This is a genomic window from Candidatus Hydrogenedentota bacterium (assembly GCA_035416745.1).
In the GTDB taxonomy this organism is placed as follows: domain Bacteria; phylum Hydrogenedentota; class Hydrogenedentia; order Hydrogenedentales; family SLHB01; genus UBA2224.
Map to the genome: position 1 here is coordinate 13,940 of DAOLNV010000020.1, position 25,175 is coordinate 39,114.

The window sequence follows — 25,175 nt, forward strand, 5'->3', positions numbered from 1 at the left end:
TGAACAGGGTTGCGAGGCCTGCCCATCGCCGTCTTCTCCTTGACTCCTTCTTTGGAGTACTCTAATGTTGGTTTGCAGAGACTTTTCTGGGCTGAGGCGCACAGGCTCCGCGATTTCCGGGGTTTGGTGCGCCGCGAGCGTGGCGCAGCAGTTTGCGACAACTTCCGGGCGGCGCCCGGTGCAAAAGGAGACAATCATGGCATTTACTCTTCCTTCGCTTCCGTTCGACAAGAGCGCGCTGGAACCGATCATCAGCGCAGAGACCCTCGAATACCACTACGGCAAGCATCACCAGGCCTACGTGAACAACCTGAACGGGCTTGCGGAAGGCAAGCCCGAGGCGAACATGGCTCTCGAGGACATCATCATGAAAGCCGAGGGCGGGGTGTTCAACAATGCGGCCCAAGTGTGGAACCACACGTTCTACTGGAACTGCTTGAAACCCGGCGGAGGGGGGAAACCTTCCGGCAAGGTGGCAAAGGCTATCGACCGGGATTTCGGGTCGTTCGACGCGTTCAAGGAAGAATTCAGCGGGGCGGCGGGCAAGTTGTTCGGATCGGGCTGGGCGTGGCTGGTGATGGACGGCGGCAAGCTCAAGATCGTGCAGACCTCCAATGCGGACCTGCCCATGAAGCACAAGCAGACCGCCCTGTTGACGATCGATGTATGGGAGCACGCCTACTACATCGACTACCGCAATGCGCGGCCCAAGTATATCGCAGCGGTCATCGATAACCTTCTCAACTGGGATTTTGCCGAGCAGAATATGGCCCAATCCTGATTGCGGGCGCTGAAAACGGGGCCATTGCCAAGCGAGTCCGCAAAAGACGGAAGAGCGTGTGGCGTGGCCCCGTTCTTTCCCACGGCACGGACGGGAGCGGCGTTCGGGACAGACCACGCGGTTCTGTTTCGCAAAACGTTGGGCTAGTTCTTGTTTTCGCTTTTCGGCGGAGGGAAGGCCGGGGTCGCCTGGAGGTGAGAGAAGGGGGCCGCCATGGAACTGGGACGTATCGAAGAGTATTACTTTGACGGCCGGCGGTACGACGCGGAGAACGGCGATTACGCGCTGGACATCCCGTTCTATGTCGAGCGTGCGAAGCGTTCCGGCGGACCCGTGCTCGAGATCGGATGCGGTACGGGTCGCGTGACGTTGCCCATTGCGCGCGAGGGGCTCGAGATCGTCGGGCTGGATATTGCGCCGGCTATGCTCGCGCGCCTTGGTGACAAGGCAGCAAAAGAGGGCCTCGAGATTCCCCTCGTCGAGGCCGATTGCCGGCATTTTTCGCTCGATCGCCTGTTCGAGCTGATTATCTGTCCGTTCAGCGCCATGCAACACATGCATGATCGCGCGTCGCTCGAGGCGTTTCTGGACCGTGTGCGCGCTCATCTGACGCCGGGAGCTCCGTTCATTTTTGATGTGTTCAACCCGAACGTGGAAGTTCTTGCGCGGGGGGCGGGCGAGCGCTTCCCCGTTTTCACGTACACCGAAGAAGAGTCCGGCCAGGAAATCTTCGTCGAGGAAGCGACTGATTACGACGATGCGGCGCAGGTATCCCACATCACCTGGTATTGTACGGGCGGCGGCAGTGACGAGGTCCGCGAGGAGGAAATCCATCTGCGGTGTTTCTACCCCCAGGAATTGGACATGCTTCTTTACTATAACCGGTTTGAGATTCTGGTGAAACTGGGCACATTCTCCGGAGAGCCGTTCGCATCCGGACTGGGCAGGCAGATTGTCGTGTGCCGTCCGGTCTGATGCGCCCCGGAATGCGCATACCGCGTTAGAAACGGGGGGGATGAATGTCCTCTAAACGAAGGAGCAGCCATGGATCTTTCTGCAAACGAACTGAAGCCGTTGCTTAAGAACGAGCGTTTTCCTCATTCGGAAGCCTACGACCCGGTCTGGGTATTGGAAAACGAAATGGGTCCCAGCGCCTTGTGGCTGGCGGAGTGGCTCAGCGAGGAGATGACCCTCGAACCCGGGATGCGCGTTCTCGATATGGGATGTGGCAAGGCCCTCTCTTCCGTATTCCTGGCGCGCGAATTCGGCGTGCAGGTCTGGGCAAACGACCTTTGGATACCCGCGGCCGAGAACTGGCAGCGCATACGCGAAGCCGGCGTGGACGACAAAGTCTATCCCATCCACGCGGAAGCGCATGCCCTGCCCTATGCCGAAGACTTCTTCGACGCCATTGTCTCAATCGATGCGTACCATTACTTCGGCACGGATGACGTCTATCTCAGCTATTTCTCGAAATTTCTCCGGTCGGGCGGCCAATTGGGCATCGTGGTTCCGGCGCTGATGAAAGAGTTCAAAAATGGTTTACCTGATTACCTCACGCGCGAGCAGTCCAATGGCAGGCGTTGGTGGAGTCCCGCGGAGTGTTGTTCTTTTCACACTTGCGCCTGGTGGGAGAAACACTGGAAACAGACCGAGCTCGTCGATATCGAGTTGGCCGACACATTGCTGGAGGGCTGGCGCGATTGGCTGCAGTTCGAGGAGGCCAAGAGCGCCGCGGGCATCAACCGCTGGCCCGAAGAAGCGGAAGTCCTGCGCGCCGACGAAGGCCGGTATTTCGGTTTCGTGCGGCTCGTGGCGCGAAAGCGCGAATCCTCCTGAGCATCGCGTTGCAGCGTCAGCTGCGTCGTACGCACGGACTCTTTTGGACGGGGGGAGGAAGTGGGCCCTGTGAGAAGAACATCCGACCGGGTCGTACACTGAAAAACGGGCACCGAAGGGGTCGAACATGCCCGTTCCCCCAGATCCGGAACGGCCCGCTGTCGTCACGCCGGCCGGAAGGAACAGGGCCCGCACTCCCCTCATTCCTGTTTTTGGCGATTGCCGGATTCCGCTTCTTCAGGCGCGGCGGGCCGAATCTTGATGTTGCGGTACTCGATGGCGCCGCCGTAGTCCTGCAACGCAATATGGCCTTTCGGCGCCCGTCCCCAGTTGCCTTGCCCGTAGGCGGTCATGAAAAACCTGCTGGTCTTCACGTGGGCCCGCCAGGTCTCGCTGTCGACCTCGTATTGGAGCAGTTTCTCGCCATTGAGCCAGTGTTCCACGTGCGCGCCCCGCGCAACGATGCGCGTCTGGTTCCACTGACCCAGCGGGCGGGTCGCGTCCCTTGACGGCGCGAATACCGCGTAGCAGGCGCCCGCGGACGCCAGAGGATTCAGCCCGTCCATGTGCCCGGCGTTGTCCAGGACCTGAAACTCCGCGCCGGATTCCCAGACGTTGTCGCAATCCTCGGTAGCGCGGTACATTATCCCGCTGTTGCCCCCCGGAGTCATCTTCCACTCCAGCGACAGCTCGAAGTCGCCGTATTGATTGACGGTGACAATATCGCCCGTAGACTCGCCCTCGCCATGGCGCGACAGAAGCGAACCGTTCTCAACCTTCCAACTGTCGGGCATCGCCGCTGCCTTGAAACCGCGCCATCCCGCCGTGCTATGGCCGTCAAAGAGCAGAATCCACCCCGCATGTTTCTCCTCGGCGGTCAGCGTGTTCGGCTCGTTCGTGGACGCAGTCCCCACTGTACTAAGCGATATCAGGACCCAGGCGCCCAGAAAGACTCGAAACTTTTCCCCACGAAGCTGCTCTATCATCTGGTTTCTCCGCCTCGAGGCGTTGCGCCGCCCCGGCAGTATCCAAAACAGACAACTCGCGAAGAAGAATACCACGAGCGGCGCAGAGCAAGGGATGAGGCACGCTGGCGCGAAGCAGGGGAGTCCGAGGAGCTCTGAAGCGTGCGGTTCTTTGGGAAGCCCGTCAGGGGCGCCAGGGAGCCGCTGTAATCCTCAGTTCACGCGGAGCGGCCCATGCGGGCGAAGGCCGCACTAAAGCGCCTGCACGACAGCGCGCCGATTCTCTTCTCACAAACAGATAGGCATCAACGATGTGTCCTTTTGGTTTCCGGGGCCGTCCGGGTCCTTCCGCTGTGCTCATCTGCCGTACGCACTAGAATAAAGTTCATAGTTATGTCAATTAATTCCTTTTGTTTCGCATCGTCTCTCGGGTCAAACCCGAAACCGCTCCTTTGACGCACCTTCAGCTCCCTGCTAGACTTGCCACGAATCGGGCCAATCGCCGCTCACCCGGTTCTTGTTGGACAACCGGAAAGGAGCCAATCGTTGCGCGCGGTCATTCAACGCGTCTCCGAGGCATTGGTCACGGTCGATGGCCGCGTGACCGGCCAAATCGGCAAAGGGCTTCTTCTGCTGCTTGGCGTGGGCCATGAAGACACGGAGGACGACGCCCGCCTGATGGCCGAAAAGGTCGTGGGCTTGCGCTGTTTTGCTGACGCCGAAAGCAAGTTCAACCTTTCGGTGGTCGAGGTTGGCGGCGCGATTCTCGCCATTTCCCAGTTCACCTTGTTCGGCGACTGCCGCAAGGGCCGGAGGCCCTCGTTTTCCGATGCGGCGCGCCCTGAACCCGCGACCGTACTATACGAAGGGGTGGTCCAACGCCTGCGCGAGAAAGGCCTCACCGTTGAGACCGGGGAATTCGGCGCCCACATGAGCGTCCATCTTGTCAACGACGGCCCGGTAACGCTTCTCATCGATACCAAGAAACTGTTTTGACGGAAGCCATGCTGGAGGGACCCACGTGCGCATCGCCCTGGCAGGAACCGGACCGTTAGGGGCCGCGCTCCTGAGCGCGCTGCTCGATTCGACCCACGAAGTCACGGCCTTGTTGCGCAACGGGCGGGCCGCCACCGCGTTCCAGCGCTTGGTATTGCCTCGTCTTGCCTCGGCATTCGCGCCGGAATCGAGTCTGTTAGGCATGGCGCGCCGCGCGAAGATCCCGTCGTTCTACATAGACGCGATGGACGAGCCCGAACTCGCCCCTTTGCGCCCGCTCGGGCTCGAACTCATCCTTGTCGGCGGATTCAGCGTCATCTTCAAGAAACCCTTGCTGGAACTCCCCGCGATAGGCTGCGTGAACTGCCATTCATCGCTCTTGCCGAAACATCGGGGTCCTAATCCATTCACGGCCGTGCTTCTCGCGGGCGACGCGCATTCCGGCGTGACGTTTCACGTCATGACCGAGGGCATTGATTCGGGCGATATCCTGTTCCAGCAGCCCTTTCCCATCGACGACACCGATACCGGCGGCTCGGTCTACAACAAGGCGTGCGCCACGGCAGGAGCGCTCGTTCTCGACGTGCTGGATGCCATTGAACGCGACGGACTGCGCGGCACGCCCCAGGACGAAAGCCAGGCCACCTACGACAAGCGGCTGCGCAAGGAAGAACTGTATCTTGACTGGACGCGGCCCGCCCGGGAACTCGACCGTCTCGTGCGCGCTTGCATGCCGTTCTCGCTGGCGCGCTTCCCCCATCGCGGACGGACGGTCTATGTCTCGCGCACAAGCTGGGACAATGAGCCCTCCATAGCGCCGCCCGGAACCATTACGCGCGCGGCGCACCCCGTACGGATCGCAACAGGACATGGCCATTTGGTCATCGAGCTCGCCCATACGGCAAACGTATTCGCAGGATTATGGCCAAACCTCTACAAGCGCCCGCGCGCCGGGGAAAGGCTCGCGTGACGTGGCCATCAGACCCATCTCTATCATCGTTCCCGCGTTCAACCAGCTCGAATACTGCCGGCAGTGCATCCAATCGATTCATCTGCACACCGCGCGGCCGTATCGTCTGATCCTCGTTGACAACGGCTCTACCGACGGCGTCTCCGAGTTTTTCGATGGTGTCCCCGGCGCAATGGTGGTCCATTCCAATACCAACCTCGGATTTGCCGGCGGCGTCAATCTGGGACTTGCCCGCGCGGAAGGCGACGTGGTGCTGCTCAACAGCGACACCATCGTTCCAATGGGATGGCTGGCCGTTCTCCGGCGGGCGTTGCTTCGTGACGGCGATATCGGCATGACCGGCCCGATGAGCAACTGCGTTTCGGGTCCGCAACACATTCCAGGACTCGAATTCACCTCTCTCGACGACATCAACGCCTTCGCTGCCACATGCGCGACTCAGAACGCGGGTCAGTACCAGGACGTGGACCGTCTCGTGGGGTTCTGCCTGCTCATCCGGGAGGAGGCCCTCAAGAAGGTAGGTTTGTTTGACGAATCGTTCGGGAGCGGCAATTTCGAAGACGACGATTACTGCCTGCGGGCGCGCCAGGCCGGATACCGGTTGCGCATCGCCCGCGACGCCTTTGTCTTTCACTACGGCAGCCGCACTTTTCTCGGAATGGGCATCGCCGGAGAGCGTTGGAATGAACTGATGACAACCAACCGGCGGAACTTCGTCCGAAAATGGGCTATTGAGCCGCCCGAACGCAGTGACGCGGTGCAACAATCCCAGCGATTGAATGCCCGCGCCCGCGAGGCACTCGAAACCGGTGATTTCGCTGAGGCGCTGGCGTTGCTGCGGCAGGCTATCGAGGTTTGCCCCTGGTGGGAGGTGAACTTCAACGATTTAGGCGTTATGCTGTGGCGGTTGGACCGGCATGAGGACGCGTACGGCCAGTTCGTGCGGGCGGTCCGGCTCAATGCCGCCTTCAACGACGCCAGAGAAAACCTGCGACAGGCCGCCGAATCGCTCGGCAAAATGGGCGAGGCGCGCGCGGTCCTCGGAGAAGCGGACCGTTAACGCGCGTTCTCAGCGGGGAGATACTAGAGGGCATGGAAATCGAAATCCGCGAGTATCGTCCGGAAGACGAGGCGCAGTGGATGCGCGCGCACGCCATTATCATGAGCATCTCGCATGCGTGGAACTACACTATTCAACAACGGCCCGTATACGAACGCCCCTCGACTTGTCTGGTGGCGGTTGCGGGCGAAACCATCGTTGGCCTTACCGATATCGAATACGACACGGAGCCCGGCGAGATCTGCTACCAGAAAGACAGCCTCGGCGGCTATGTCCTCGAGTTCGGACGCCTCCCCGAGTACGCCGGCAACCGGATCGGCACGAAGCTCATCGGCGCGTCCATCGAGGAGTCCAAGAAGAAGGGGATTCACCGCCTCGAATACTGGACCCAGGACCGCAACGCGGCCCGCTATTACGCCCGTATCGGCATGAACGAGATCGGCAGGCATTACCGATTCCGGATGAAGCCGACCGCGGAAATCGAGGACATTCTCGGGAAGAAGTACATCGGCATTGAGTATATCTACGCTTGCTGCCTCGTGGAAGAATGGCCTCTCGTGAAACAGAAGTACGAAATCATCGAGAAACACCCGCTCGAACCGCACCTGTGCATCGGCTACGAGATACGTTTTTGACAGGCCCGTAGAGGAATCTGCGGCGCATAGTCGCTTTCTTGGAATAGGCGCCCGCCCCATGCCGGTTATCTATTGGAAGGCTGTATGTTGAACAGCCGGGAGAACATCCCGTGAGAACGCATCTTGTTATGGTCATGTTGCCGTTGCTGGCGCTCGCCTGCGGGGCGGCCAGAGAGGCACAGCCGCCTGGCGAGACGGCCCATGAATCTGATATCACTGGAGAACAATCCATGAACTCCACTCCTGAAAGCCCCGAGAAGGTCGAGAGATCCGATGACGAATGGCGCGAACAGTTGACGCCGGAGCAATTCTGCGTGGTCCGCCAGAAGGGCACCGAACGAGCGTTTACCGGCGAGTACTGGGACAACAAGAAGGAAGGCGTCTACAGATGCGTGGGTTGCGGCATGCCGCTATTCAGTTCCGACGCCAAATTCGACTCGGGAACAGGCTGGCCGAGCTTCTTCAAGCCCATCGAGGAAACGAACATCGCTGAAGAGAGCGATACGAGCCTCGGCATGACCCGCACCGAGGTCCTGTGCGCCAGGTGCGACGCCCATCTCGGGCATGTGTTCGAGGACGGGCCAAAGCCCACCGGTCTGCGCTATTGCATCAATTCCGCGGCGTTGAAATTTGAGGAAGAGAAGAAATAGCGCTGTCTTATGCCGGCTCAGTAAGCGCCGTACTTCTCGACCCAGTCCATGATGCGCCGGTAACGGTCGAAGGTCACCTCCGGCGGAACCGAATGGTCGGAATGATAGATATAGCCGTACCCCTCTTTCGCGGCGGCTATCTTGTCGCGAATCTCCTCCTCGCATTCTTTCTCGGAAGCGCTCATCTTCCGAACGTCAATGTTGCCGAAAAAAGTCAGGCGGGCGCCAAGCCTTGGTTTCAGGTTGCGCACATCGAAACCCGCCGAGGCTTGTAGCGGCTGAATGACCTCGAGGCCGCATTCGATGAGGTCTTCCAGATAAGCTTCACAATTGCCGCAGGAATGCATCCAGAAGGAGATGTTATTCGCAAGCAGACAATTGCCCATGCGTATCGAAGCATCCATAAACAGGTCGACGATGTCCCAACCGAAATACTCGCCCGGGTCGGTGTTCCGCGGCATGCCCTGTGATTGCCATTCGGCGAGAGTGTCTTCCCAGAGCGCGTCGCACCGCGGAATCCGGTCGATGGGCTGCCGGTTGATGGCGTTACGTACACGGGTCAGTCCATCCATGACAGTGGTTATCCTTTTCTTCAACAATGGCGGAAGAAATGCCGGAAGGGTCCAAACTGTTTATAATTGGCGTATTATACCGCACGAGAATATAGTAGAGTCCGGGTGTTCCGCGGTGAAGGCCGCTCAGGTTGGCAGGGATATACTTGTATGGCGGAGTGGGGACTTGGAATGATGAAACGACGCACTTTTCTGGGCGCAGCAGCCGCTTCGTTTGTGGTTGCGGGAACGGCGGGGGCGCAGGTGTCGCAGAAATCGGGTGGAGGGTCGGATGTCATGAATGCCGGATTTGCACGCGTGGATATTACGCCGCCTGTCGGAACCACCATGATGGGGTTCGGAGGCCGCGACATGGAACACGGCTGCACAGGTACCCATGACCCCATATTCACGCGCGCCCTGTATCTCGAACATGGGGGAGAGGCCGTCCTGATCATGGGTTATGATCTGTGTTTTCTGGGCCGGGAGGACGCCGACCGGTTCAAGGGCGCTATCGGACGGGTCATGGAAATCGCGCCCCAACAGATCTTCCTCAACACCTCGCACAACCATGTGGGACCCAAGGCCGGCACGTGGTACTCGGCGGGGTACGAGTCCCCTGACCGCGACTACCTCAACCAGCTCGAGCGGGCCACGGTAAACGCCGCCGCCGCCGCGCGCGGGAACGCCCGGCCCGCGGCCATGCGCGCCGGCGTCACAACCTCCAGGCTTCCGGTACACCGGCGCCGGCGAATGCCAGACGGTTCCATCGAGAACCGGCCCAATCCTGCCGGACGCGCCTATGACAAGCTTCCCATCGTATTCTTGGAGGATGCCTCGGGCCAGCCCATATGCCTGCTGTTCTCGATAGCGTGCCATCCTTCGATGATGAGCGGGTGGGAGATCTCGGCCGAGTATCCGGGCGCCGCCATGGACAAACTGGACGCGCATTTTGGCAAGACCTGCAGCCTGTTTCTCCAGGGCGTGGGTGGCGATGCCAAACCTTTGGTGATCGGCCGCGGCACCGACGCTTGGATTCCCGGAACCTGGGAGCTGATGGACGAAGCGGGCGCCATCGTGGCAGGCGAAGTCATCGCGGCTCTCGAAAAGGGGCTCGAACCCGTCACGCCAAGGCTAGCCTCGGCTTCCGAAGAAATGCGCTGGGCCCTCGAGCCCGCCCCCGGAAAGGAGTTCTTCGAGGCGATCATCGCCAAGACACCCGATGACAACAAGGCCAAGGACGTGCAGTTCATGTGGGCGCGCAAGACGCTCGAGGACATCGAAAAAGGGCGGCCTCTGCCGACGGAGGTGCCGCTGTCATTGCACGGCATCGGCTTGGGCGAGGGGCTGCGGATCGCCGGCATCGAGGGCGAGGCTTTGCACGGTTGGGGTTATTTCATCGAGGACTTCTACAAGAGTGGTCTCACCATTCCGCTCGGATATACCGATGGCCAGGGCATGTACTTGCCAACCACTGAACAGCTTCCCGAGGGCGGATACGAGGTCGTTAGTTTCTGGGAGTATGGCTATCCTTCGCGTTTGGCCCCCGGCATGGAAGATGCCGTAACAAAGGCCCTCGCCGCTCTCCGGGAACGGGGCATCGTGTGACGCGTCGGCGAAACATGTCATTGAAGCGGCTTCGGAGTCAGCGCATAGCGGGGCCGGTTTTCCAATCCGCCATGTGTCATCTTCGGCGACCATGCCGGCCGGGGCGTCTTGTGGGTGTTTGTCATGAAGGCATGGTTTTTTACGGCATATTCTGTGCACGCCCGCGGTTACCTTTGGAGAATGCTGGTCGCGGAGGAACGTGCACTTGAGCGCGGGTAATCCGGTCAAGAACGTCCTTAAGCGTGGCGTCAAGTATTGCGCGGCGACCGTGGGGAACTTCGTGCCCGCCCGTCGCGGATGCTCTCGCATCCTCGCCTATCACAGCATCGGCTACCGAGAGCATGAGACGAACGTCACGCCCGAGGGTTTCCGCGCCCAGATGGCGTGGCTGGCAAAGAATCACTCAGTCATCAGTCTCGCTGAGGCAGCCGAGGGAACCGAAGGCGTAGCCGTAACATTCGACGTTGGCTTCCGCGACAATTGGACGAATGCCGCGCCTGTGCTTCAGCGTTTTTCCATCCCTGCAACCGTCTTTATCCTGGCGGGCGGAATGGGCAAAATGCTTCCAGACGACAGAGACCCTCTGACAAGCGTGCTGCTCACGTGGGATGAAGTGAAGCGGCTGCAAGAGGCGGGTATCGAGATAGGCGCCCATTCCCTTACGGGCACCCGCTTGGCGGAGCTTTCCGAAAGCGGCCAGCGTCGCGAGATCGGCAAATGCGCGCGACTCATTCAAAAGCAATTGGGGGACCCGCCACGGGCGTTCTCATATCCCTACGGTTCGGTCCTCGACTACAACGAGATGTCCAAGATTCTTATTGCGGAGTTCGGATTCAAGATCGGCGTGACGAACCGGTACGGCGTCAACTACCCTGACTGTGACCCTCTCGAATTGCGGCGCATTTGCATCGACTCAACAGACACGTTGGAGCGTTTTGCGGACAAGGTGACGGGGCGGCTGGACGCTCTTATGGTGATCGATACGAAGGCTGGGGCTTACGCGCGGCGCCTGCTCAACCGCGTATTGCGAACCGGTTGAACGGTGAGGCTGTGTGGTAGAGAATTGCCGCAGGTGGCGGCTCGAGCGCTGGCTCTCTGCCCCGAAACGGGGAAGAATCTATTTACGAAGTCATGAATTTTACGCTATCTGCACGACACCCAGAGGTTCGTTTCTTCCCCATGCAGTTCTTGGCGCCGGCTTGTATCCATTTAGAAATAAATGTCTTATGGAAGTATCCCTTCCTTGCGCACCCGGTTGGGCTATGCTATACTCCATTCTGATGTATTAGCTGCAACAACTATCCTTACAGGGGCTTCCGGATGGCTGATATTCTAAGCCAGGAAGAAGTAGATCTTCTGCTTAGCGCTGTAGCTGAGGGGGATGTGGAGGTGCCTTCCGAGGAGGAACGGCCTGTCCCGGATGTCCGCGACACCACCGTCTACGACTTCCGGCGTCCCGAACGCGTCTCGAAGGAACAACTGAAAGGTCTGCAAAGCCTTTTCGAGAACTTCGCCCGTGAACTCAGCATCATGATACCCCCGTTCTTGCGCACAGTCGTTCGGGTCGATTTGGTTTCGATCGATCAGCTGACCTACGACGAGTTTATCCTCTCCGTTTCCCGGCCCACGGCCCTATCGGTCGTCAACATGAATCCGCTTGAGGGGAATTGCGTCATCGAACTGAGTCCTCCGCTTGTGTTTCCCATTGTTGACCGGATATTGGGTGGGAAGGGGCTGCCCCTCTCGGAACCGCGGGAGCTTACGGAGATCGAAAACCGCATTGTGCATCGAATCGTGCTTATGATTCTCGACAGCCTGACGCGTTCGTGGGAACAGCTTGTTGAATTCAAGCTTAGTGTCGAAACGCAAGAGAGCGATCCCCTGCTTGTCCAGATTGTGGCGGGCAGCGAAATGACGATTCTTGCGGGGTATGAAGTGCATATTGGTGAAGCGGTCGGGACCATGAATATGTGCATACCGCTTTTGGTGCTGAACCCGGTTTTTGACCAGATTACGCAACAGACGCGCTTTATCCGGCGGCTGAATCCGGCAGTTGCTGCGCAGACCCGGGCCCAGATCACGCGGATTGTGCGAAAGGCGCTGGCCCCCGTGGACTCGATTCTCGGCCGGGCGCGTATGAATCTGGATGATGTGATGCGACTGCGTGTTGGAGACGTTGTACAGTTGGATTCCCGTGTCGAGGAACCTATCGACGTGGAAGTTGGTGGCAATGTGCGGTTCAAGGCCCACCCGGGGCGCCGCAGCGAACAAAGCGCCGTGCAAATCAGCGCCGTGATTCGTGAAGACTAGCGAGGGAATCGAGTGATGAATGCTGCCGCCGCGATACTGTTTGCGGAAGGGTTCGTGAGGGGGTTTTGCGATGTAATCGGCGCCATGCTCTCATCCAAGCCGTCGTTTCGGGCGAATCCCCCCGAAAGCGCTACTCTTGGGGCCGTGCAGGACGCCCTTTCCGAAACGCCCTTGGCTATAGAGTGCGCTGTTGTCGGCGGGGGGGCAATTGTGGTGCTTATTGCGGTCGAGGATGCGCGCCGGATGGTGTCTGCCGTGATGGGCGAAGAGCCTCGAAAAGGGGCCGGCCTGCCCGATGACGAAGCGGGTGCGATGAAAGAAATTTTCGACCCCTGCATGGGAGGAGGGGCCGGCCATTTCAAAGAGAAGTATGGCGCGGCGATCGAACTGGATCCGGCGGAAGTTCGTTTGGCGGCCGCGGAACAGGCCGCCGCAATACTGCAGGTGTTGGGAAGCGGGGCAACGGTGACGCGCTTCAGCTACGATGTGCCCGAGACCGTGGAAGGCGGCGCGGCGGCGGTGCTGTTTTCCCAAACGCTCGAGAGGGCTATCCCGCCTCAAGCGTTGGGTGCTGACGGAGCGGAACGCGAGGTACTGGGCATCGTGCAAGAACGTTTTGGGATGCCGGACGCCGCCGAAGGGGTTTCTTCCGGCGCATCTCGCGATCTTCCCGGCAATCTCAATATGATTCTCGATATTGCCCTTACGGTCACCGTGCGGCTGGGGCGCATCGAAATGCCGTTGGGGAGGGTGCTGGAACTGGGGCCGGGTTCCATCATCCAAGTGGGCCACTCCGTCGATGAGCCCGTGGAACTGCTGGTAAACAACAAGCTGATCGCCCGCGGCGATGTCGTTGTCGTGGAAGAAAAATTCGGATTGCGCATCACGGAGATTGTGAGTCCAACCGAACGCATCGAAAGCCTGCGGTGAACGCCCAAAACCACGAGAGGCAGCTCTGGGAACGGTGGAAGAGACATCGCGACGAGGACGCGCGGCAGGAACTCATTGTTCGTCATATGCGTGTCGTGCGGTATATCGCGGGGCGCATGGCCATTCATGTTCCGTCTAGCGTTGATATCGGCGACCTTATCGGATGGGGGGCCTTGGGGTTGCTCGATGCGGTCGAGAAATTTGACTACACTCAGGACATCAAGTTCTCGACCTATGCGTCCATTCGGGTACGCGGCGCAATCATAGACCAGATCCGCTCGCTCGATTGGGCGCCGCGCTCGCTTCGAATGATGGCGCGCAAGATTGGCGCCGCAAAAGAGAAATTGCGGCACGAACGAGGCCGCGAACCCTCTCATGACGATGTTGGGGAGGAGTTGGGCATCGACGCGGAGCAGGTGGAGGACGTACAGATGCAACTCCAGACCGCTCATATACTTTCGCTGGACGATTACCTGCCGGTCGAGGAAGGCTCCGATACGCGGAAAGTCGATGTCACTTCCGATGATGACATGCCCACGCCCGAGTCGGTGGCGTTGACCCGTGAGCGCCAACAGCTCCTGGTTGACGCCATCCTGGCACTCCCGGAACAAATGCAAAAAGTGTTAAACTTATACTACTATGAGGAGTTGACGCTAAAAGAGATAGGCGTCGTCATGGAAGTGTCGGAATCGCGGGTGTGCCAAATCCACAGTGCGGCCATGAAGAAGCTGCGCAAGATCGTACGGCAGCAGGAGGTGGAGGATGCCTCAACCAGTCGATCTACAAACCGAGATGGCTCGGATCGCAGCGGCTGAACGGATTCAGCAGATTACCGATCGAATGTCGCTGGCTGCCCAACAGCGGGTTTCTGAGTCTGCCCAAGAGGAGCGTGTACGCGATGAAACCCAGGTTCGGCACAGCAACGAATCCGAACACAAGGGTATCGAGCGCGACGGGCGCAGGCGCAACCCGTTTTCAGGACGCCGCCAGCGCCGTTCGAAAGAGCTGGACCCAGAAGGCTCGTTGTCAGACGGCGCCTCCGAGCAGAAGCGCATGCCGGAGGAGGGCGGTCAACATCTCGATCTGAAAGTGTGAGAGTGCCCGGCGGCATGGATTGCATGGACGACTCTGGTGTCTCCGAGAGCGATACGGACGGGGATAATGGTGCTTACGACGGCAGGGCGGGCGCAAGATGCTTAGACTAGTCAACAGCGCGTCCTACGGGGCGGCGGTTTTGCTTGCGTTTCTGGCGGCGGCGCTTTTCGTAACGTTGGTCGTGGCCTACGCGTTGCGCTTCCGCGGGCGTCGAACGAATCTCTCGAAGACGCGCGCACCTCAAAACGACATCATTAACACGATGATCATGTTTCAGACTATGCGCGATATCCTCGAACAGCAGAAGGATGTTGCGCGTCAACTCAACGTCAGTCTCGGTAAGAAGGTCAAGTACATCAAGACCGTTGTCGAGACGGCGGCCGCTGACCTGCGGGAGATGCGCGAGACGGCGCGCCGCGTCGCCGTCGAACTTGCCGAAACCAAAGCGGAACTGGCCGCCGTTCAGGCCCGGTTGGGGCAGAGGGGAGGCACGCCATCCGGAGAGGACGCCGGACGAGCAGATATCGGGGCGATGCCGTTGTCTTCCGCCGAGGAACACCAGGTATCCGCGCACGAACAGACCCTCGAGGCCAGTAGCCGTCCCGTGTTAGAAGAGCCGCCCGACACCGGGCTGGATCATTGGGTAGGATTGGATTTCGGAGAAGTTCCTGAGGAACCGGAGAGTGAGCCCGCGGAAACGCCGCCTGAGACTCCTGAACATGCTGAGGCCGCGCGCAATGCGTTTCGTGCGCTGTTGAACCTCGATACGGCGCCGGGCGAACCCAAAACCGTTTCCGCGGACTCCGAAAAGAACAACGGCAAAGGGCGCTCGAGCGCGGCGCCCTTGAAAAAGCGCGTCTACGAATACAACGACGCGGGTATGAGCGTGTCTGAAATCGCTCGTGAGCTGGGTCTTGGCAAAGGCGAGGTGCGGCTCATTCTGAATCTGCGCAAAGACCGGGGTGAGTGAGATGGCAGGTCCCGGGGGGGGCGTCCAGCCTTTTGTGGTGCCTTTGGCATCGTTGACAAGCTTTCCCGGCGGGTTGCGTGCAGGGCAGACGTTTCAAGCCTTGGTCCAGGGGCAGGCTGGAAATCTTTCGGTCGTGGTGGGGGGCACGCGCGTGCCTGTCGGCGACATTCCCCAGCTCACGCCTGGCCAGGTTGTGAACGGAGAAATCGTGCGCGCGGCGGCGGGGCTTCAGATCCGCCTGAGTCCCCAACCGGTCACGACACCGCAAGATGCGGCGGCGGCGGCTTCGCTGCCCCAGGTGCTTGCGCGCGTCCTGGAGAGCCTTTCAGCTTTGGGCGCCGCGGAAGACGCCGCTCGCGTCGTGCATCCCTCGATGCCTGCAAATGAGGCGGCGGTCAGGAGCGTGCTTTCTCTGTTTCTGTCCGATGCACGGACCGGCGCCGAGCTGGAACTGCTCGAAGGTCTCCTGAGTGGCGCCGCCCAAACTGGGGCCCTCACGCAGCAGCTTGCGGACCGGTTCGGACTTCTCGTGTCCACTTTCGTTCTTGCAGGCGAGCGTGATTGGCGCGCAGTGCTGGAGCAGTGGCGGCGCGGCGGACGGACGCTCGAAGGCCGGCTGGCTCTCGCCGCGCAATCAGGCCGTCTTGACGAGATTCTCGCCGAAGCCAGCGATGATTTGCGAGGCCTCCTCATGCGGGTACGCCACGATGCGGCGATTGCCCGTTATCTGCGTGGGCAGGGGCGTCTCAGGGATTTTCAGGAGACTGCGGACCGGGTACTGGACAGACTGGCGGGGGCCGCCCTGCAAAATCTGAGGAGCCTCGAGCAGCCCTATTTTTTCGTGGAAGTGCCCTTTCTCGAAGACACCGGGCTCGAGCGTTTGCAGCTGCATTTCATGAGCGGGCGGGGGGCCGCGGGCAAGCGGTTTGATCCCCGCAATGCCATGGTTGCCATTGACGTGTCTTTGTCGCAGCTGGGCGACCTGTGGATCGTCCTGCGAATTGCCGCGGGTGAGTGCTCGTGTGTGGTACGCGCAGCCAGCGCCGAGTCCCTGGATGTTTTACGAGGCGAGAAAGCCGGTTTGGTTGAATCCCTCGCCGCGGCGGGGTATCCCGGCGCGCAGGTGCGGTTCGGGCTCTGGGAAGGAGACCGTTTGCGCGAATTAGGCCAGTTCATGCGGCAATATGCCGGTGTTGACGTGAGGGCGTGACCATGAAACGGCCGGGTGACAAGCGGCGCAGAGCGGCCGCAATCCGATACGATGCCGAACAACACGCCGCGCCGCGTGTCGTAGCGAAGGGCGCGGGGCTGCTCGCCGAGCGCATTATTGAAATCGCCCGGGAAAGCGGCGTGTATATACACGAAGATCCCGATTTGGCGGCGGTATTGTCGCGCCTTGATGTTGACACCGAGATACCGGAAGAACTCTATCGAGCGGTCGCCGAGATTCTCGCGTTCGTGTACCGGCTGAATCGGCGCATGGCAAAATAAGAGCCCCGTACCCTCTTGATTGGTCAGGGAATACGTTTACGCGGCCGAGCCACTTCCACCATTTGCGCGCGCCGCGTCCAGCGCGGCCTGCAGTCTCTCGGGCTCTTGCGAACCGATTATGTAACGCTGGTCATGTGTCTCGATCAGCACGCCGCGGTTTCCACGGCAATTGAGGAACCGGCACGATTGCCGTTCGAAGCGCCCGAAACGAATCCCCCACCCTCCGGCATCGCGAAGCGGCCGGTAGTCCACCACTCGCGAATGGTTGATCTCATGCACTGCAATATGCTTGCGATATATGGGAAAGAAGCGGCCGAACTGCACAGTGAGCCGGTTTCCGGCGATTGTTGTGCGCATGCTCAGGATGTTCAACACGAGCAAAGCCCCGGCTGCCGCCAGGAGCGGTATCCAGCATGCCTCGACAATGCCCAGGTCCTCCTCCCAGGCCGTGAAGGCAACGACGGCCGCGACAATTGTCCCGGCTATCGCAATCAATACTGCCGCATAGGCAAACCAGTGAAATCCTTGTTTTTCCTCGAAGTGCGAAGGGTCCATGAGATGCTACTCCCTTGCGTGGGAACAGACTCCCCACATGCCTATCTTCTACTACACTCGATTCCATTCGAAATTCGCGGTGTGCGCCGATGACTCGACTTCTCTTTGCGCCGGCCCGCCTGCTTTGTCTTTGGACGGTCTCGGGAGCGGCCTTCTCGAAAGAAGAAAGCGGCCGCGCCACCTGTGGCGGGGCCGCAGCCGTTGACATATCTGCGAGACACTACTCGAGAGAGTCAAAAACACCCTGGAATTCGGTCTTCACCTGCAACTGTTCCTGCCGTTCCGCGAGCATGAGGACCTTCTCTTCGTAGTCCTTGGTGCGCGACGCGATAATGGTTTCTTCTATGCTCTTCTGAACCTCTTGCGGCAACATGTCGCGGTATTCATAGACGGGCGGCCCGGCCAGTACCATGTTTTCGTAGGTCCCGATATGGGTGCCGTCCAAGGTCCGGTAAAACACGCTCCAGTTGCCGTTCATGACGCACTCGGCCCATTGCATCTCGGTGACGCCGAAGCGGTCTTTCACAGGGATACGCGCGAAGAAATACGTGCGGGTGCGGGCGATTTCGAGTTCATTCAGGAACAACGACGTGAATTGTTCGAGCGCTTCCGGAGTAACCCACTGAATATTCTTCAGATTCTCCTGAAGTTCCTTCAGCTTGGCCGTGCGCTCTTCCACGGAGAATTTCGCCGGAACCAGCGGCATTCCCTCTCGGAGAATGACCGTCAATCGCTCGGTGGCGTGTGTCAAGGCTTCCTTGGTCGTCACACGGCGCGCGTTCGATTCTTCGAGAGTTCCCACCAGTCCTTCCAGGCGGTCGACTTCGGCCCGCAGCCCGTTGTCGCGAGCTCGCACGATGGAGATCTGGTTGAGCAGTTCCTGATAATCCTCATCGGCCTCGGCATAGGCGTCGAGCTTGTCTTTCAGGTTGCTTTCAACAGTCGCGAGTTGTTCTTTGGCGGCGGTGAGAGCCTGTCCTGCTTGTTGAGCCTGCTCTTGAGCAGTCTTCACCTCAGCGTCCAAGTTTTTCTTCTGGTCCGTGAGACGGTTGATCTCGGCCACCAGTTCGTTTGGATCCTTGATCCCGCCAATCTCAGCTAACTGGTTCTCGATTTCCGCGAGCCGGTTGGCTTTTGGCCGCAAGCTGTTGAGCTCGTTCTTGGCCGCATCCATTTCCTGTTGCAGCGGATTGGTGCTCATTCCCAGCATCGGCTGGAGGGTGGGCCATAAGAAATATCCGGCTGCCAGGCCTACAACACCGGCCACCAGCGCGAGAATCACCGCCACCATGAGACTAATGCCGCCTTTGCGGACCACTTGGGGTGCTGGAGCCGGTTCGGGCATCGGCATTTGCGGGCCAAACTGCCCTGGCTGCGCAGGCATGCCGATCGGTTCCGGCGATTCGGTATGGAAGTCAGGTGCGGGTGTCGGCGACCCGAAACCGGAGCCCGCTCCGGGGGTAAATGCTCCCTCGTCGAAACCCAGCTCTTCTTCGTCGGCGCCGAACATGGGCGTTTCCATGGCTTGCGTGGGGGCGCCGGTGTCCGGAATGCCGTGCGGGGTTTCTGGCGAGCCGAAAGCGCTGTCAAACAGCGGGGTCTCCATATCGGTGTCCGGTCCGGGGCCGAGCTCCGGCGTCTCGGGCGTGAAATCGCTGTCGGCGGCGAGATCCTGGAACGCCGTCTCGGGTTGTGGCGTATCCAAGGCGCTGTCGGACGCCGAGGTGGGCGTGTCAAACGCGCTCGGAGACTCGAAGTCCGGAGGTCCCGCCTGGCCTCTTCCCGAAGGCACGGGTGTCTCGACGGGAATGTCGCTGATAGGGGGCAGACCGCTGGGCGTTCCCTTATCCAGATCGCCCCCCGAATCGGTCCCGTCTAGTGGTGGCAGGTTTGTGTCGGACGTGTCCGCGGTGGATTCGAAATCGCTTAACGGAGGAAGATTTCCCAGGCCGCTGTCACTTTCGAACCTGCCTTTGCCGGCGCCTTCTTCCTCTTGAGGAACGCCCTTGCCATTCTTCGGCTTGTCATCAGCCATTGGAAAAACCTCCGTTCGACCAGTTATCCGGTCAGGAACACAAAATCCTTCAGTTTTGCCATTCTATCACGGAGTAACACAGGTGTCAACAAATCCCCTTAATCTTTCGTTAGTCGATGTCCCCCAAAACCTTGGAGGGTAATGGAGATTACGGCATGCCCGTGGTCTTTGCAAGGGCCGCCGGGGGTGGACCCGAAATAAGAAATTCAAGTATTTCTCGATTTCGGCCGTCCCAGTAAAGTACCACCCCCCTTTTTTGCCGTTCTGTCCCCTCCCCAGCGGGGTCCCCCTTTTGCTCATGAAGGAGATTCTAAACCTTGGGCTGCTCTGGCGCAAATGCTTATGCTGCGTTTCACTTGGCTTGGCAGTCTGTGCTTCAAATACCACGAGAAAGCATCCTATCGGCCTCGGTCTTCAGTTCGGGAATAAGTACGATGGCTTTCTTGAAGAACTGTTCGGCTTGTTCGAATTGGCCCAACCGCAAACTGCACCGTCCCATTCCGAAGGCGGCCATTCCCACCAAGCCCTTCCTTTCTCCCTCGGGGCTTACAGAGAGCACACGTGCATAGTGCTCCATGGCCTGATCGGGCCGTATTTCCATTAGAATGTCGCCCAGCGATAAATGCGCATCGAGTTCGTCGTCCCAGAAGATGCTTTTGTCCAGGCCCTCGGCGTCCTTCTTCTCTTGGTAGAGCTGAATGACGCGTTCGAAATGTCTACGTGCGCCGGCGGGGTTGTCTAACAGGTCCTGGTACGTTGCGGCCAGATTGTAGTGAACGCGGATGGATGTGGGATTGTCTTTAAGCGTGGCAACATATAGCGTTTCATTGGTTCGCCAGTCGCTATTGCGTTCGACTGTCAGGGCAATCAGGACCAGGCAGCAGAGGTAGACAGCGGTGTAGCAGACATAGGGCATCGGTTTTGCCGAAAACGTCAACCCGGCGATCTCAAGCAACATCCAGAGCGCGCCCGCCAAGGGAACGTAAAGCCAATGCTCAGCCATCGGCGCGTTGAGCGGGATGATGCCCGAGATCGGAAACCATGTGATCAGAAACCAGGCGCCGGCCGCGGCGATGCGCGAATGACCCCTGACAACCGCCCCTATCGATACGGCCACAATTGCCAGGAGGATCAGGAGTCCCACGAGTCCCAACCAAGCTGGCGCGCCCGCAAGCGAACGTTCCATATGCAAGCCGGTGGGGACAAAAATGAGCTTTGTGTACATCGCCACCGCTTGGCCGGTTTCAAGCAGGCGGGCCGTGAGCCCCGCTGCTGGCGCCGCCGAATCGCTGCCGAAATTCAGAACCGTTGTGCGCAAAAACGCATAAACGATCAAAATAGCGGTCATGATGCCAATCGGCGGCAGACGGCCGATGCGGTCGCTTTTGGCCGGTTTCGTCCCATCGGCGCGCGGCGCCCAGACCAACAGCGGGAGGTATAGGAACGGCAGCACCAGGGCGGATTCTTTGCTCAGAACGGCCGCCACGAAGAACAATCCGCTCAGTATCATCCCCGCGACGCGTTTGCGGGGGCTGCCTTCCCAGAGCCCAAACCATAGTGCCGCGAACATGAAGAACGCCGCCATCGAATCGCCACGGCCGCTGATGTACGCGACCGCCTCCGTATGCAGGGGATGCACCACCCACAATAGCGGCACGGCCAGGAAGACAGACCGCGGCGCGCGCATTCGGCACAGAAGCGCCAACAGCCAGAGGGCGGCTCCCACGTGGAGAATGGTGCTGGTAAGATGAAAGGGAAATACAGCGGGTTGCGGTACGCCCGCTTCGGTCTTTCCGTCGAAAGCCCACGCGTAATCGGCCATAAACGAAACGGCGAGGAGCGGCCGGTAGAAATTGCCCTGTCCTCTGCCGAAGGCATGCAAGTCTTCACGAAAAAGTTGCCCGATTTTGGCGGGGTCCTGGACGTGCTTGTGGAGGAGTATTGATGAGGCATCGTCCCATACGAATTCGTTGGAAAAGGTATTCGTATAGGCGATAAACCCCGTGAGAACAATCGCTGCCGCTGTAAACCAACGGAATTGCAGTTCGTTTGCGGTTGCTTTCATAACGAGTTACCGTGTTTACGGCGCCGGTGGTTGTGTGGGGGAGACTATACCAGATCTGGTGTGGCGCTGTCGCCCCCGCAAGGGTTTCCGCAGCTGAGCGCTTTGGAAGGACTGGGGGCTGGATTCAAGAATTGGGGTTAGCATTCAAGATCGCGGCCCTGTTTCCGGGGCCGTACACCGCAAACTTGTCTTTGGTCTTGAGATACTCCAAGACCATCCCCCGCTTCTTCCCGATGATCCTGTGGAACTTGAGGCCCAGAAATTCTTCTCCCTCCATGACTTTAGGCCGTTCCGTCTTGCCCGTCGCCGGGATATAGACCTCCAGCAGCGCGTAGATCTCATCCTTTCCGTAACTAGGCTTCTCGAACTCGAACCAGCCGACAATCTTGACTATCGGGCGCTCCAACTGGATTTGGGCCCATTCGCGAAAGCGGGGCAGCTTGGTGTTGTCGGGTTCGATGACCTCGATCAGATCGCACAAGAGCAGAACCAGGTCTGTGTGCATGTTTTCGCGTGCGGCTTCGAGGCGGTCCTCGAGCCCGTTCGCCGTCAGCATCAAGCCTTTACGGTCCCACTCCGTTCCGCTGTGATTGTGTTGGGCGGTCTTCAGGTGCGTGATAAGCTGTTCCTTCAACTCGGGCGTTATGCCCGCTTCGAAGCTGGCGACGTCGTCAAGCGGCTTCAGCCCTTCCTGGATCTCGGCCGCGATCTCTTCGGGGAGCGGCTGGTTCGGCGGTGGAAGTTCTGGAAGAGGCGGAGGGACGACGCCGGACTTGTCCTGTCCGGAACACCCACTAATTGCTGCCAAACACAGGACGAGTCCCGTCAGCAGATGTATACTTTGACGCCTCATACTGCTAACCTCTGAGCGGGTACCCGTACGTTCGCCAGTCGCCATCGCTAGTCTTGGGAAAGCCCATGCAACGTGCAGCATGGGCTTTCAAGATACTTGTTTGGTTATAGTTCGCTCTTACGGCCCAGGGACTATGAACCGCTCATTCAGTTTCAGGTACTCCAGCTCCACGGCGCGATTATTGCCAAGAACGTTGACAAACCGCAAGCCGTAGAACTCGTCGCCCTTTCGCGCCCGTACACTTTCCATAGTGCCGGTTTCGGGCAAGGTTACCTGGAAAAACCACGTGGTCTCGCCGTCCATGGTGGTACTACCAGTGATTTTGACTTCTGGCCGGTTGAGCTGATCCTTCGCGAGCTGCCGGTATCGTGACAGCATGGTGCTCTCCGGTTCGAGAACCTCCAGCAGGTCGCACGCCATGAACACTACGTTATACATCTTGCGGTTGTTTGGGCCCTGCTCATAGCCTTTTGTAATGTCGCGCTCGAACATGTTTGCGACGCGTTTCAGGCCCTTTTGTCCGTAGTCCGTCCCGCTGTGCTTGTTCTTGGCGTTGAGCAGGTCGGTCTTGATGCTGTCCTTCACCTGCTGCTCGGTGGCCATTTGCTGCAGCGGCTCCAGTTCTTCTTCGTCGTCTTCACTGCGTCTGTTCCGCCTCAGTTGGGGCTGCTGTTGCTGCTGTTGTTGCTGAGCAGCCGCGGCGTCGCCGCTTACGAGGCTGTAAAGAATCTTGTATTTCGGCTCGAATGTTGCTCTGATCTCGGCCTCGATTTCCTCAGGCGTAGGCGGAGGAGGCGGAGGAGGCGGAGGAGCAGGAGGCGGTGGCGGCGGGGGCTCTTCGGCTTTGCAGCCCGAGAACACGATCAAGCATACTCCCGCCAGAAGCGTCAGAAGAAGCAATCGTTTCATGCTCTATTCTCCACAGACGTACCATGCAGACTTGCAGTAAACAGATTATACTTGACAGCATCAGAAAGTACAAACTGGCCAATCACTTGTGAGCGAGCACGCTGCAGGAGGAACGTTAACGCATGTCTTCTGAAGAGACGAGGCCTTTCGAGCGCGTCGCGCGGTACTACGAGGTTCTCGCCAATGCCCGGAAACGCTTGGAACGGGAGAGCCCGCTCCTGAGCGAGGTTTTTGAGCGTGCCCCGGGCGAGCGAGTGCTGGACCTCGCGTGCGGGACGGGGCTGCATGCATTTTGGTTCGCTCAGCAGGGCGCGAGTGTTACCGCCACCGATTTGAGCGAAGGAATGATCGCCTATGCGCGAAGCCACCGGGCTCATGAACGCGTTGACTACCGGGCCGGCGATATGCGCACGCCGCCCGCCGGCACGTGGGATCTCGCCATCTGCATGGGCAATTCCCTTTCCCTGCTCATCGCGGAGGCCGACCTCCGCCGGGTATTCTCGCGTGTGGGAGAGCGGCTGTCGCGGAGCGGACTGTTCCTTTTCCAGGTGCTGAATTATGGCCGTCCCGATGCGCGCCAGCCCCGGCACCGAGTCGAGGACGCTTTGCTCCCCGAAGGAAAGCTGGTCGCCGTCAAGAACCTTGTTCCCGTCGGGAACTACACACTGCTCGCACTGAACTTCTTTGTGGAGGAAGAACAGGGACGGTTCCAGTCCGCCGTGGACACGGCCGTCTTGAGACATTGGTCACAAGACGAGTTGATAGCGCTTGCACGGGAAAGCGCGCTGGAGACGGAGGGCCTTTACGGAGGGTTCCGCGGCGAACCGTTCGAGACGTCGGTCTCGCCGGACCTCATCGTCCTGCTAAGAAAGGTCTGAGAGGGCTGGGGACGCAGGATTCTCGAGCATTCGTGGTAGACTAAAGATATGGAGAAAACTGTACGTGTATTCCGAACGCATGGCGAAGCCGAGAGGGCAGATCGCGAGTATATTCGCTCCCTGACGCCGCAGCAGCGGCTGGATCTGTTGGTTGAACTGGTTGAAAGGGGCAACCATGGCGCTACATCCCGACTTGCGCGCGTTTATCGAGTTGTTAAACTCCCACGGCGTTGACTATGTGGTTGTTGGCGCGCACGCCATGGCCTATCACGGCTGCCCGCGCTACACGGGGGATATCGACCTCTTTCTGCGGGTTTCTGACGAGAACGCGCAGCGCATGGAACGGGTCATATGTGCTTTCGGGTTCAAAGACACGGGACTCAGCGCCCGGGACTTCAGCGAGGAACACCAGATCATCCAGCTCGGCTTTCCGCCGAACCGCATCGACCTGCTAACGACATTGACCGGGGTTCCGTTCGATGACGCGTGGTCTGGGGCCGTCAGCGCACGATTGGAGGGGCTCCCCGTCAGGATACTGAGCCGGGAACATCTGATTGTGAACAAGAAGGCGCTCGGCAGAGCCAAGGACTTGGCCGACCTCGAGTGGCTCGGGGGCGAATAGCAAGGGGGACATCTGGCCTCCCCTCCGGCAAACAAGAACGGCCGCAGGAGAAATCCCGCGGCCGCCGTGGAAATCTTGGATCACGCGTTGATTATCAACCGTAAGGGTCGTTGGTGCCTGACAGCAGGTCCATCATGGCCACCCAGGAAGCACAGATTGGGAATTCGCCGGGGTACCGGATGAATTCCACGTGGCCATCCATATACAGGCAGTTGCCGCCCACGCGACGGCACATCCGTCAAGTTTGTGGCTGCGTTTCGGGGATGGCGGATACAACAGAAGGCTGGCGCTCGGGCACACCGCGTAAGTAGGGAAAAGCGGCGCGCGCCACATCAGACTCGCGCCGATTGCACGCACCGTATCAGATGAGACCGATGTGCCTTCCCGCGCCTTTCGTGTGACTGCGC

27 protein-coding genes are annotated in these 25,175 nt (G+C 59.5%); 19 read left to right on the top strand and 8 right to left on the bottom strand.

The window, feature by feature from the left end; all coding sequences use genetic code 11:
* The first annotated feature begins 196 nt into the window (after positions 1-196).
* The 3 genes from PLJ71_08680 (at position 197) to PLJ71_08690 (ending at position 2,620) form a co-directional block, all read left to right on the top strand.
* Positions 197-781: a superoxide dismutase gene (locus PLJ71_08680; GenBank protein ID HQM48750.1), complete on the top strand. Its 585-nt coding sequence runs from the start codon at positions 197-199 to the stop codon at positions 779-781.
* A gap of 213 nt (positions 782-994) precedes the next feature.
* Entirely contained in the window at positions 995-1,756 is a 762-nt protein-coding gene (locus tag PLJ71_08685) for a class I SAM-dependent methyltransferase (protein HQM48751.1), read from the top strand.
* A gap of 69 nt (positions 1,757-1,825) precedes the next feature.
* Positions 1,826-2,620, top strand: a complete 795-nt coding sequence (locus PLJ71_08690) for a methyltransferase domain-containing protein (GenBank protein ID HQM48752.1) — start codon at positions 1,826-1,828, stop codon at positions 2,618-2,620.
* Between the two features lie 200 nt (positions 2,621-2,820).
* On the opposite strand, the gene PLJ71_08695 is transcribed toward PLJ71_08690, so the two are convergent.
* Positions 2,821-3,606 (bottom strand): DUF1080 domain-containing protein, encoded by a 786-nt coding sequence (locus PLJ71_08695; GenBank protein ID HQM48753.1) that lies wholly within the window; start codon positions 3,604-3,606, stop codon positions 2,821-2,823.
* Between the two features lie 525 nt (positions 3,607-4,131).
* On the opposite strand from PLJ71_08695, the gene dtd reads away from it, so the two are divergent.
* The 5 genes from dtd to msrB all read left to right on the top strand — a co-directional run bounded on the left by dtd (position 4,132) and on the right by msrB (position 7,896).
* Positions 4,132-4,581, top strand: coding sequence for a D-aminoacyl-tRNA deacylase (gene dtd / locus PLJ71_08700; GenBank protein HQM48754.1), 450 nt, complete (start codon positions 4,132-4,134; stop codon positions 4,579-4,581).
* A gap of 25 nt (positions 4,582-4,606) precedes the next feature.
* Positions 4,607-5,551 carry a methionyl-tRNA formyltransferase gene (locus tag PLJ71_08705; GenBank protein HQM48755.1) on the top strand — a complete coding sequence of 315 codons (945 nt, stop codon included), beginning with the start codon at positions 4,607-4,609 and terminating at the stop codon, positions 5,549-5,551.
* A gap of 1 nt (position 5,552) precedes the next feature.
* Complete coding sequence (locus tag PLJ71_08710) at positions 5,553-6,611, top strand: glycosyltransferase (GenBank protein HQM48756.1); 1,059 nt, start codon at positions 5,553-5,555, stop codon at positions 6,609-6,611.
* Between the two features lie 32 nt (positions 6,612-6,643).
* Positions 6,644-7,246 carry a GNAT family N-acetyltransferase gene (locus tag PLJ71_08715; protein HQM48757.1) on the top strand — a complete coding sequence of 201 codons (603 nt, stop codon included), beginning with the start codon at positions 6,644-6,646 and terminating at the stop codon, positions 7,244-7,246.
* Between the two features lie 230 nt (positions 7,247-7,476).
* The gene (msrB, locus tag PLJ71_08720; GenBank protein ID HQM48758.1) at positions 7,477-7,896 is read left to right on the top strand and encodes a peptide-methionine (R)-S-oxide reductase MsrB; all 420 of its coding nucleotides are present in this window, start codon (positions 7,477-7,479) and stop codon (positions 7,894-7,896) included.
* Between the two features lie 17 nt (positions 7,897-7,913).
* Here the strand turns inward: msrB and PLJ71_08725 are convergent, their stop codons facing one another.
* A complete protein-coding gene (locus tag PLJ71_08725; protein HQM48759.1) occupies positions 7,914-8,468 on the bottom strand; it encodes a uroporphyrinogen decarboxylase family protein in 555 nt (184 codons plus the stop codon).
* Between the two features lie 171 nt (positions 8,469-8,639).
* Between PLJ71_08725 and PLJ71_08730 the strand changes: the two genes are divergently transcribed.
* From PLJ71_08730 to PLJ71_08770, 9 genes are all read left to right on the top strand, one after another.
* Positions 8,640-10,055, top strand: coding sequence for a hypothetical protein (locus PLJ71_08730; protein ID HQM48760.1), 1,416 nt, complete (start codon positions 8,640-8,642; stop codon positions 10,053-10,055).
* 205 nt (positions 10,056-10,260) lie between these two features.
* Positions 10,261-11,094 (top strand): polysaccharide deacetylase family protein, encoded by an 834-nt coding sequence (locus PLJ71_08735; GenBank protein ID HQM48761.1) that lies wholly within the window; start codon positions 10,261-10,263, stop codon positions 11,092-11,094.
* A gap of 281 nt (positions 11,095-11,375) precedes the next feature.
* Complete coding sequence (fliM, locus tag PLJ71_08740) at positions 11,376-12,365, top strand: flagellar motor switch protein FliM (protein HQM48762.1); 990 nt, start codon at positions 11,376-11,378, stop codon at positions 12,363-12,365.
* A 15-nt stretch (positions 12,366-12,380) separates the two neighbouring features.
* Entirely contained in the window at positions 12,381-13,295 is a 915-nt protein-coding gene (fliN, locus tag PLJ71_08745; GenBank protein ID HQM48763.1) for a flagellar motor switch protein FliN, read from the top strand.
* Entirely contained in the window at positions 13,292-14,110 is an 819-nt protein-coding gene (locus PLJ71_08750; GenBank protein ID HQM48764.1) for a FliA/WhiG family RNA polymerase sigma factor, read from the top strand. The genes fliN and PLJ71_08750 overlap by 4 nt, the downstream gene beginning before the upstream one ends.
* Positions 14,088-14,390, top strand: a complete 303-nt coding sequence (locus PLJ71_08755; GenBank protein ID HQM48765.1) for a hypothetical protein — start codon at positions 14,088-14,090, stop codon at positions 14,388-14,390. The genes PLJ71_08750 and PLJ71_08755 overlap by 23 nt, the downstream gene beginning before the upstream one ends.
* 97 nt (positions 14,391-14,487) lie before the next feature.
* Positions 14,488-15,360 (top strand): hypothetical protein, encoded by an 873-nt coding sequence (locus PLJ71_08760; protein ID HQM48766.1) that lies wholly within the window; start codon positions 14,488-14,490, stop codon positions 15,358-15,360.
* A gap of 1 nt (position 15,361) precedes the next feature.
* Positions 15,362-16,570: a hypothetical protein gene (locus PLJ71_08765; GenBank protein HQM48767.1), complete on the top strand. Its 1,209-nt coding sequence runs from the start codon at positions 15,362-15,364 to the stop codon at positions 16,568-16,570.
* Between the two features lie 2 nt (positions 16,571-16,572).
* Complete coding sequence (locus tag PLJ71_08770) at positions 16,573-16,851, top strand: EscU/YscU/HrcU family type III secretion system export apparatus switch protein (protein ID HQM48768.1); 279 nt, start codon at positions 16,573-16,575, stop codon at positions 16,849-16,851.
* A 36-nt stretch (positions 16,852-16,887) separates the two neighbouring features.
* On the opposite strand, the gene PLJ71_08775 is transcribed toward PLJ71_08770, so the two are convergent.
* From PLJ71_08775 to PLJ71_08795, 5 genes are all read right to left on the bottom strand, one after another.
* Positions 16,888-17,406, bottom strand: coding sequence for a hypothetical protein (locus tag PLJ71_08775; GenBank protein HQM48769.1), 519 nt, complete (start codon positions 17,404-17,406; stop codon positions 16,888-16,890).
* 220 nt (positions 17,407-17,626) lie between these two features.
* Positions 17,627-19,441: a hypothetical protein gene (locus PLJ71_08780; GenBank protein ID HQM48770.1), complete on the bottom strand. Its 1,815-nt coding sequence runs from the start codon at positions 19,439-19,441 to the stop codon at positions 17,627-17,629.
* 376 nt (positions 19,442-19,817) lie between these two features.
* On the bottom strand, positions 19,818-21,506 hold the full coding sequence (locus tag PLJ71_08785; protein HQM48771.1) for a tetratricopeptide repeat protein: 1,689 nt from the start codon (positions 21,504-21,506) through the stop codon (positions 19,818-19,820).
* 124 nt (positions 21,507-21,630) lie between these two features.
* Positions 21,631-22,359 carry a hypothetical protein gene (locus tag PLJ71_08790; GenBank protein ID HQM48772.1) on the bottom strand — a complete coding sequence of 243 codons (729 nt, stop codon included), beginning with the start codon at positions 22,357-22,359 and terminating at the stop codon, positions 21,631-21,633.
* Positions 22,360-22,476: 117 nt separating this feature from the next.
* Positions 22,477-23,268, bottom strand: coding sequence for a hypothetical protein (locus PLJ71_08795; protein ID HQM48773.1), 792 nt, complete (start codon positions 23,266-23,268; stop codon positions 22,477-22,479).
* 122 nt (positions 23,269-23,390) lie between these two features.
* Here PLJ71_08795 and PLJ71_08800 point away from each other — a divergent pair, with 122 nt between their 5' ends.
* Positions 23,391-24,146, top strand: coding sequence for a class I SAM-dependent methyltransferase (locus PLJ71_08800; GenBank protein HQM48774.1), 756 nt, complete (start codon positions 23,391-23,393; stop codon positions 24,144-24,146).
* Between the two features lie 175 nt (positions 24,147-24,321).
* Positions 24,322-24,768 (top strand): nucleotidyltransferase, encoded by a 447-nt coding sequence (locus PLJ71_08805; GenBank protein HQM48775.1) that lies wholly within the window; start codon positions 24,322-24,324, stop codon positions 24,766-24,768.
* A 94-nt stretch (positions 24,769-24,862) separates the two neighbouring features.
* Here the strand turns inward: PLJ71_08805 and PLJ71_08810 are convergent, their stop codons facing one another.
* Positions 24,863-24,991: a hypothetical protein gene (locus PLJ71_08810; GenBank protein ID HQM48776.1), complete on the bottom strand. Its 129-nt coding sequence runs from the start codon at positions 24,989-24,991 to the stop codon at positions 24,863-24,865.
* Positions 24,992-25,175 lie beyond the last annotated feature (184 nt).

Excerpts from the sequence above, each read along its gene's own strand:
- PLJ71_08680 (HQM48750.1), top strand. The coding sequence starts at position 197 with ATGGCATTTACTCTTCCTTCGCTTCCGTTCGACAAGAGCGCGCTGGAA.
- PLJ71_08685 (HQM48751.1), top strand. The coding sequence starts at position 995 with ATGGAACTGGGACGTATCGAAGAGTATTACTTTGACGGCCGGCGGTAC.
- PLJ71_08690 (HQM48752.1), top strand. The coding sequence starts at position 1,826 with ATGGATCTTTCTGCAAACGAACTGAAGCCGTTGCTTAAGAACGAGCGT.
- PLJ71_08695 (HQM48753.1), bottom strand. The coding sequence starts at position 3,606 with ATGATAGAGCAGCTTCGTGGGGAAAAGTTTCGAGTCTTTCTGGGCGCC.
- PLJ71_08715 (HQM48757.1), top strand. The coding sequence starts at position 6,644 with ATGGAAATCGAAATCCGCGAGTATCGTCCGGAAGACGAGGCGCAGTGG.
- msrB (HQM48758.1), top strand. The coding sequence starts at position 7,477 with ATGAACTCCACTCCTGAAAGCCCCGAGAAGGTCGAGAGATCCGATGAC.
- PLJ71_08725 (HQM48759.1), bottom strand. The coding sequence starts at position 8,468 with ATGGATGGACTGACCCGTGTACGTAACGCCATCAACCGGCAGCCCATC.
- PLJ71_08730 (HQM48760.1), top strand. The coding sequence starts at position 8,640 with ATGATGAAACGACGCACTTTTCTGGGCGCAGCAGCCGCTTCGTTTGTG.
- fliM (HQM48762.1), top strand. The coding sequence starts at position 11,376 with ATGGCTGATATTCTAAGCCAGGAAGAAGTAGATCTTCTGCTTAGCGCT.
- fliN (HQM48763.1), top strand. The coding sequence starts at position 12,381 with ATGAATGCTGCCGCCGCGATACTGTTTGCGGAAGGGTTCGTGAGGGGG.
- PLJ71_08755 (HQM48765.1), top strand. The coding sequence starts at position 14,088 with ATGGCTCGGATCGCAGCGGCTGAACGGATTCAGCAGATTACCGATCGA.
- PLJ71_08760 (HQM48766.1), top strand. The coding sequence starts at position 14,488 with ATGCTTAGACTAGTCAACAGCGCGTCCTACGGGGCGGCGGTTTTGCTT.
- PLJ71_08765 (HQM48767.1), top strand. The coding sequence starts at position 15,362 with ATGGCAGGTCCCGGGGGGGGCGTCCAGCCTTTTGTGGTGCCTTTGGCA.
- PLJ71_08770 (HQM48768.1), top strand. The coding sequence starts at position 16,573 with ATGAAACGGCCGGGTGACAAGCGGCGCAGAGCGGCCGCAATCCGATAC.
- PLJ71_08775 (HQM48769.1), bottom strand. The coding sequence starts at position 17,406 with ATGGACCCTTCGCACTTCGAGGAAAAACAAGGATTTCACTGGTTTGCC.
- PLJ71_08780 (HQM48770.1), bottom strand. The coding sequence starts at position 19,441 with ATGGCTGATGACAAGCCGAAGAATGGCAAGGGCGTTCCTCAAGAGGAA.
- PLJ71_08785 (HQM48771.1), bottom strand. The coding sequence starts at position 21,506 with ATGAAAGCAACCGCAAACGAACTGCAATTCCGTTGGTTTACAGCGGCA.
- PLJ71_08790 (HQM48772.1), bottom strand. The coding sequence starts at position 22,359 with ATGAGGCGTCAAAGTATACATCTGCTGACGGGACTCGTCCTGTGTTTG.
- PLJ71_08795 (HQM48773.1), bottom strand. The coding sequence starts at position 23,268 with ATGAAACGATTGCTTCTTCTGACGCTTCTGGCGGGAGTATGCTTGATC.
- PLJ71_08800 (HQM48774.1), top strand. The coding sequence starts at position 23,391 with ATGTCTTCTGAAGAGACGAGGCCTTTCGAGCGCGTCGCGCGGTACTAC.
- PLJ71_08805 (HQM48775.1), top strand. The coding sequence starts at position 24,322 with ATGGCGCTACATCCCGACTTGCGCGCGTTTATCGAGTTGTTAAACTCC.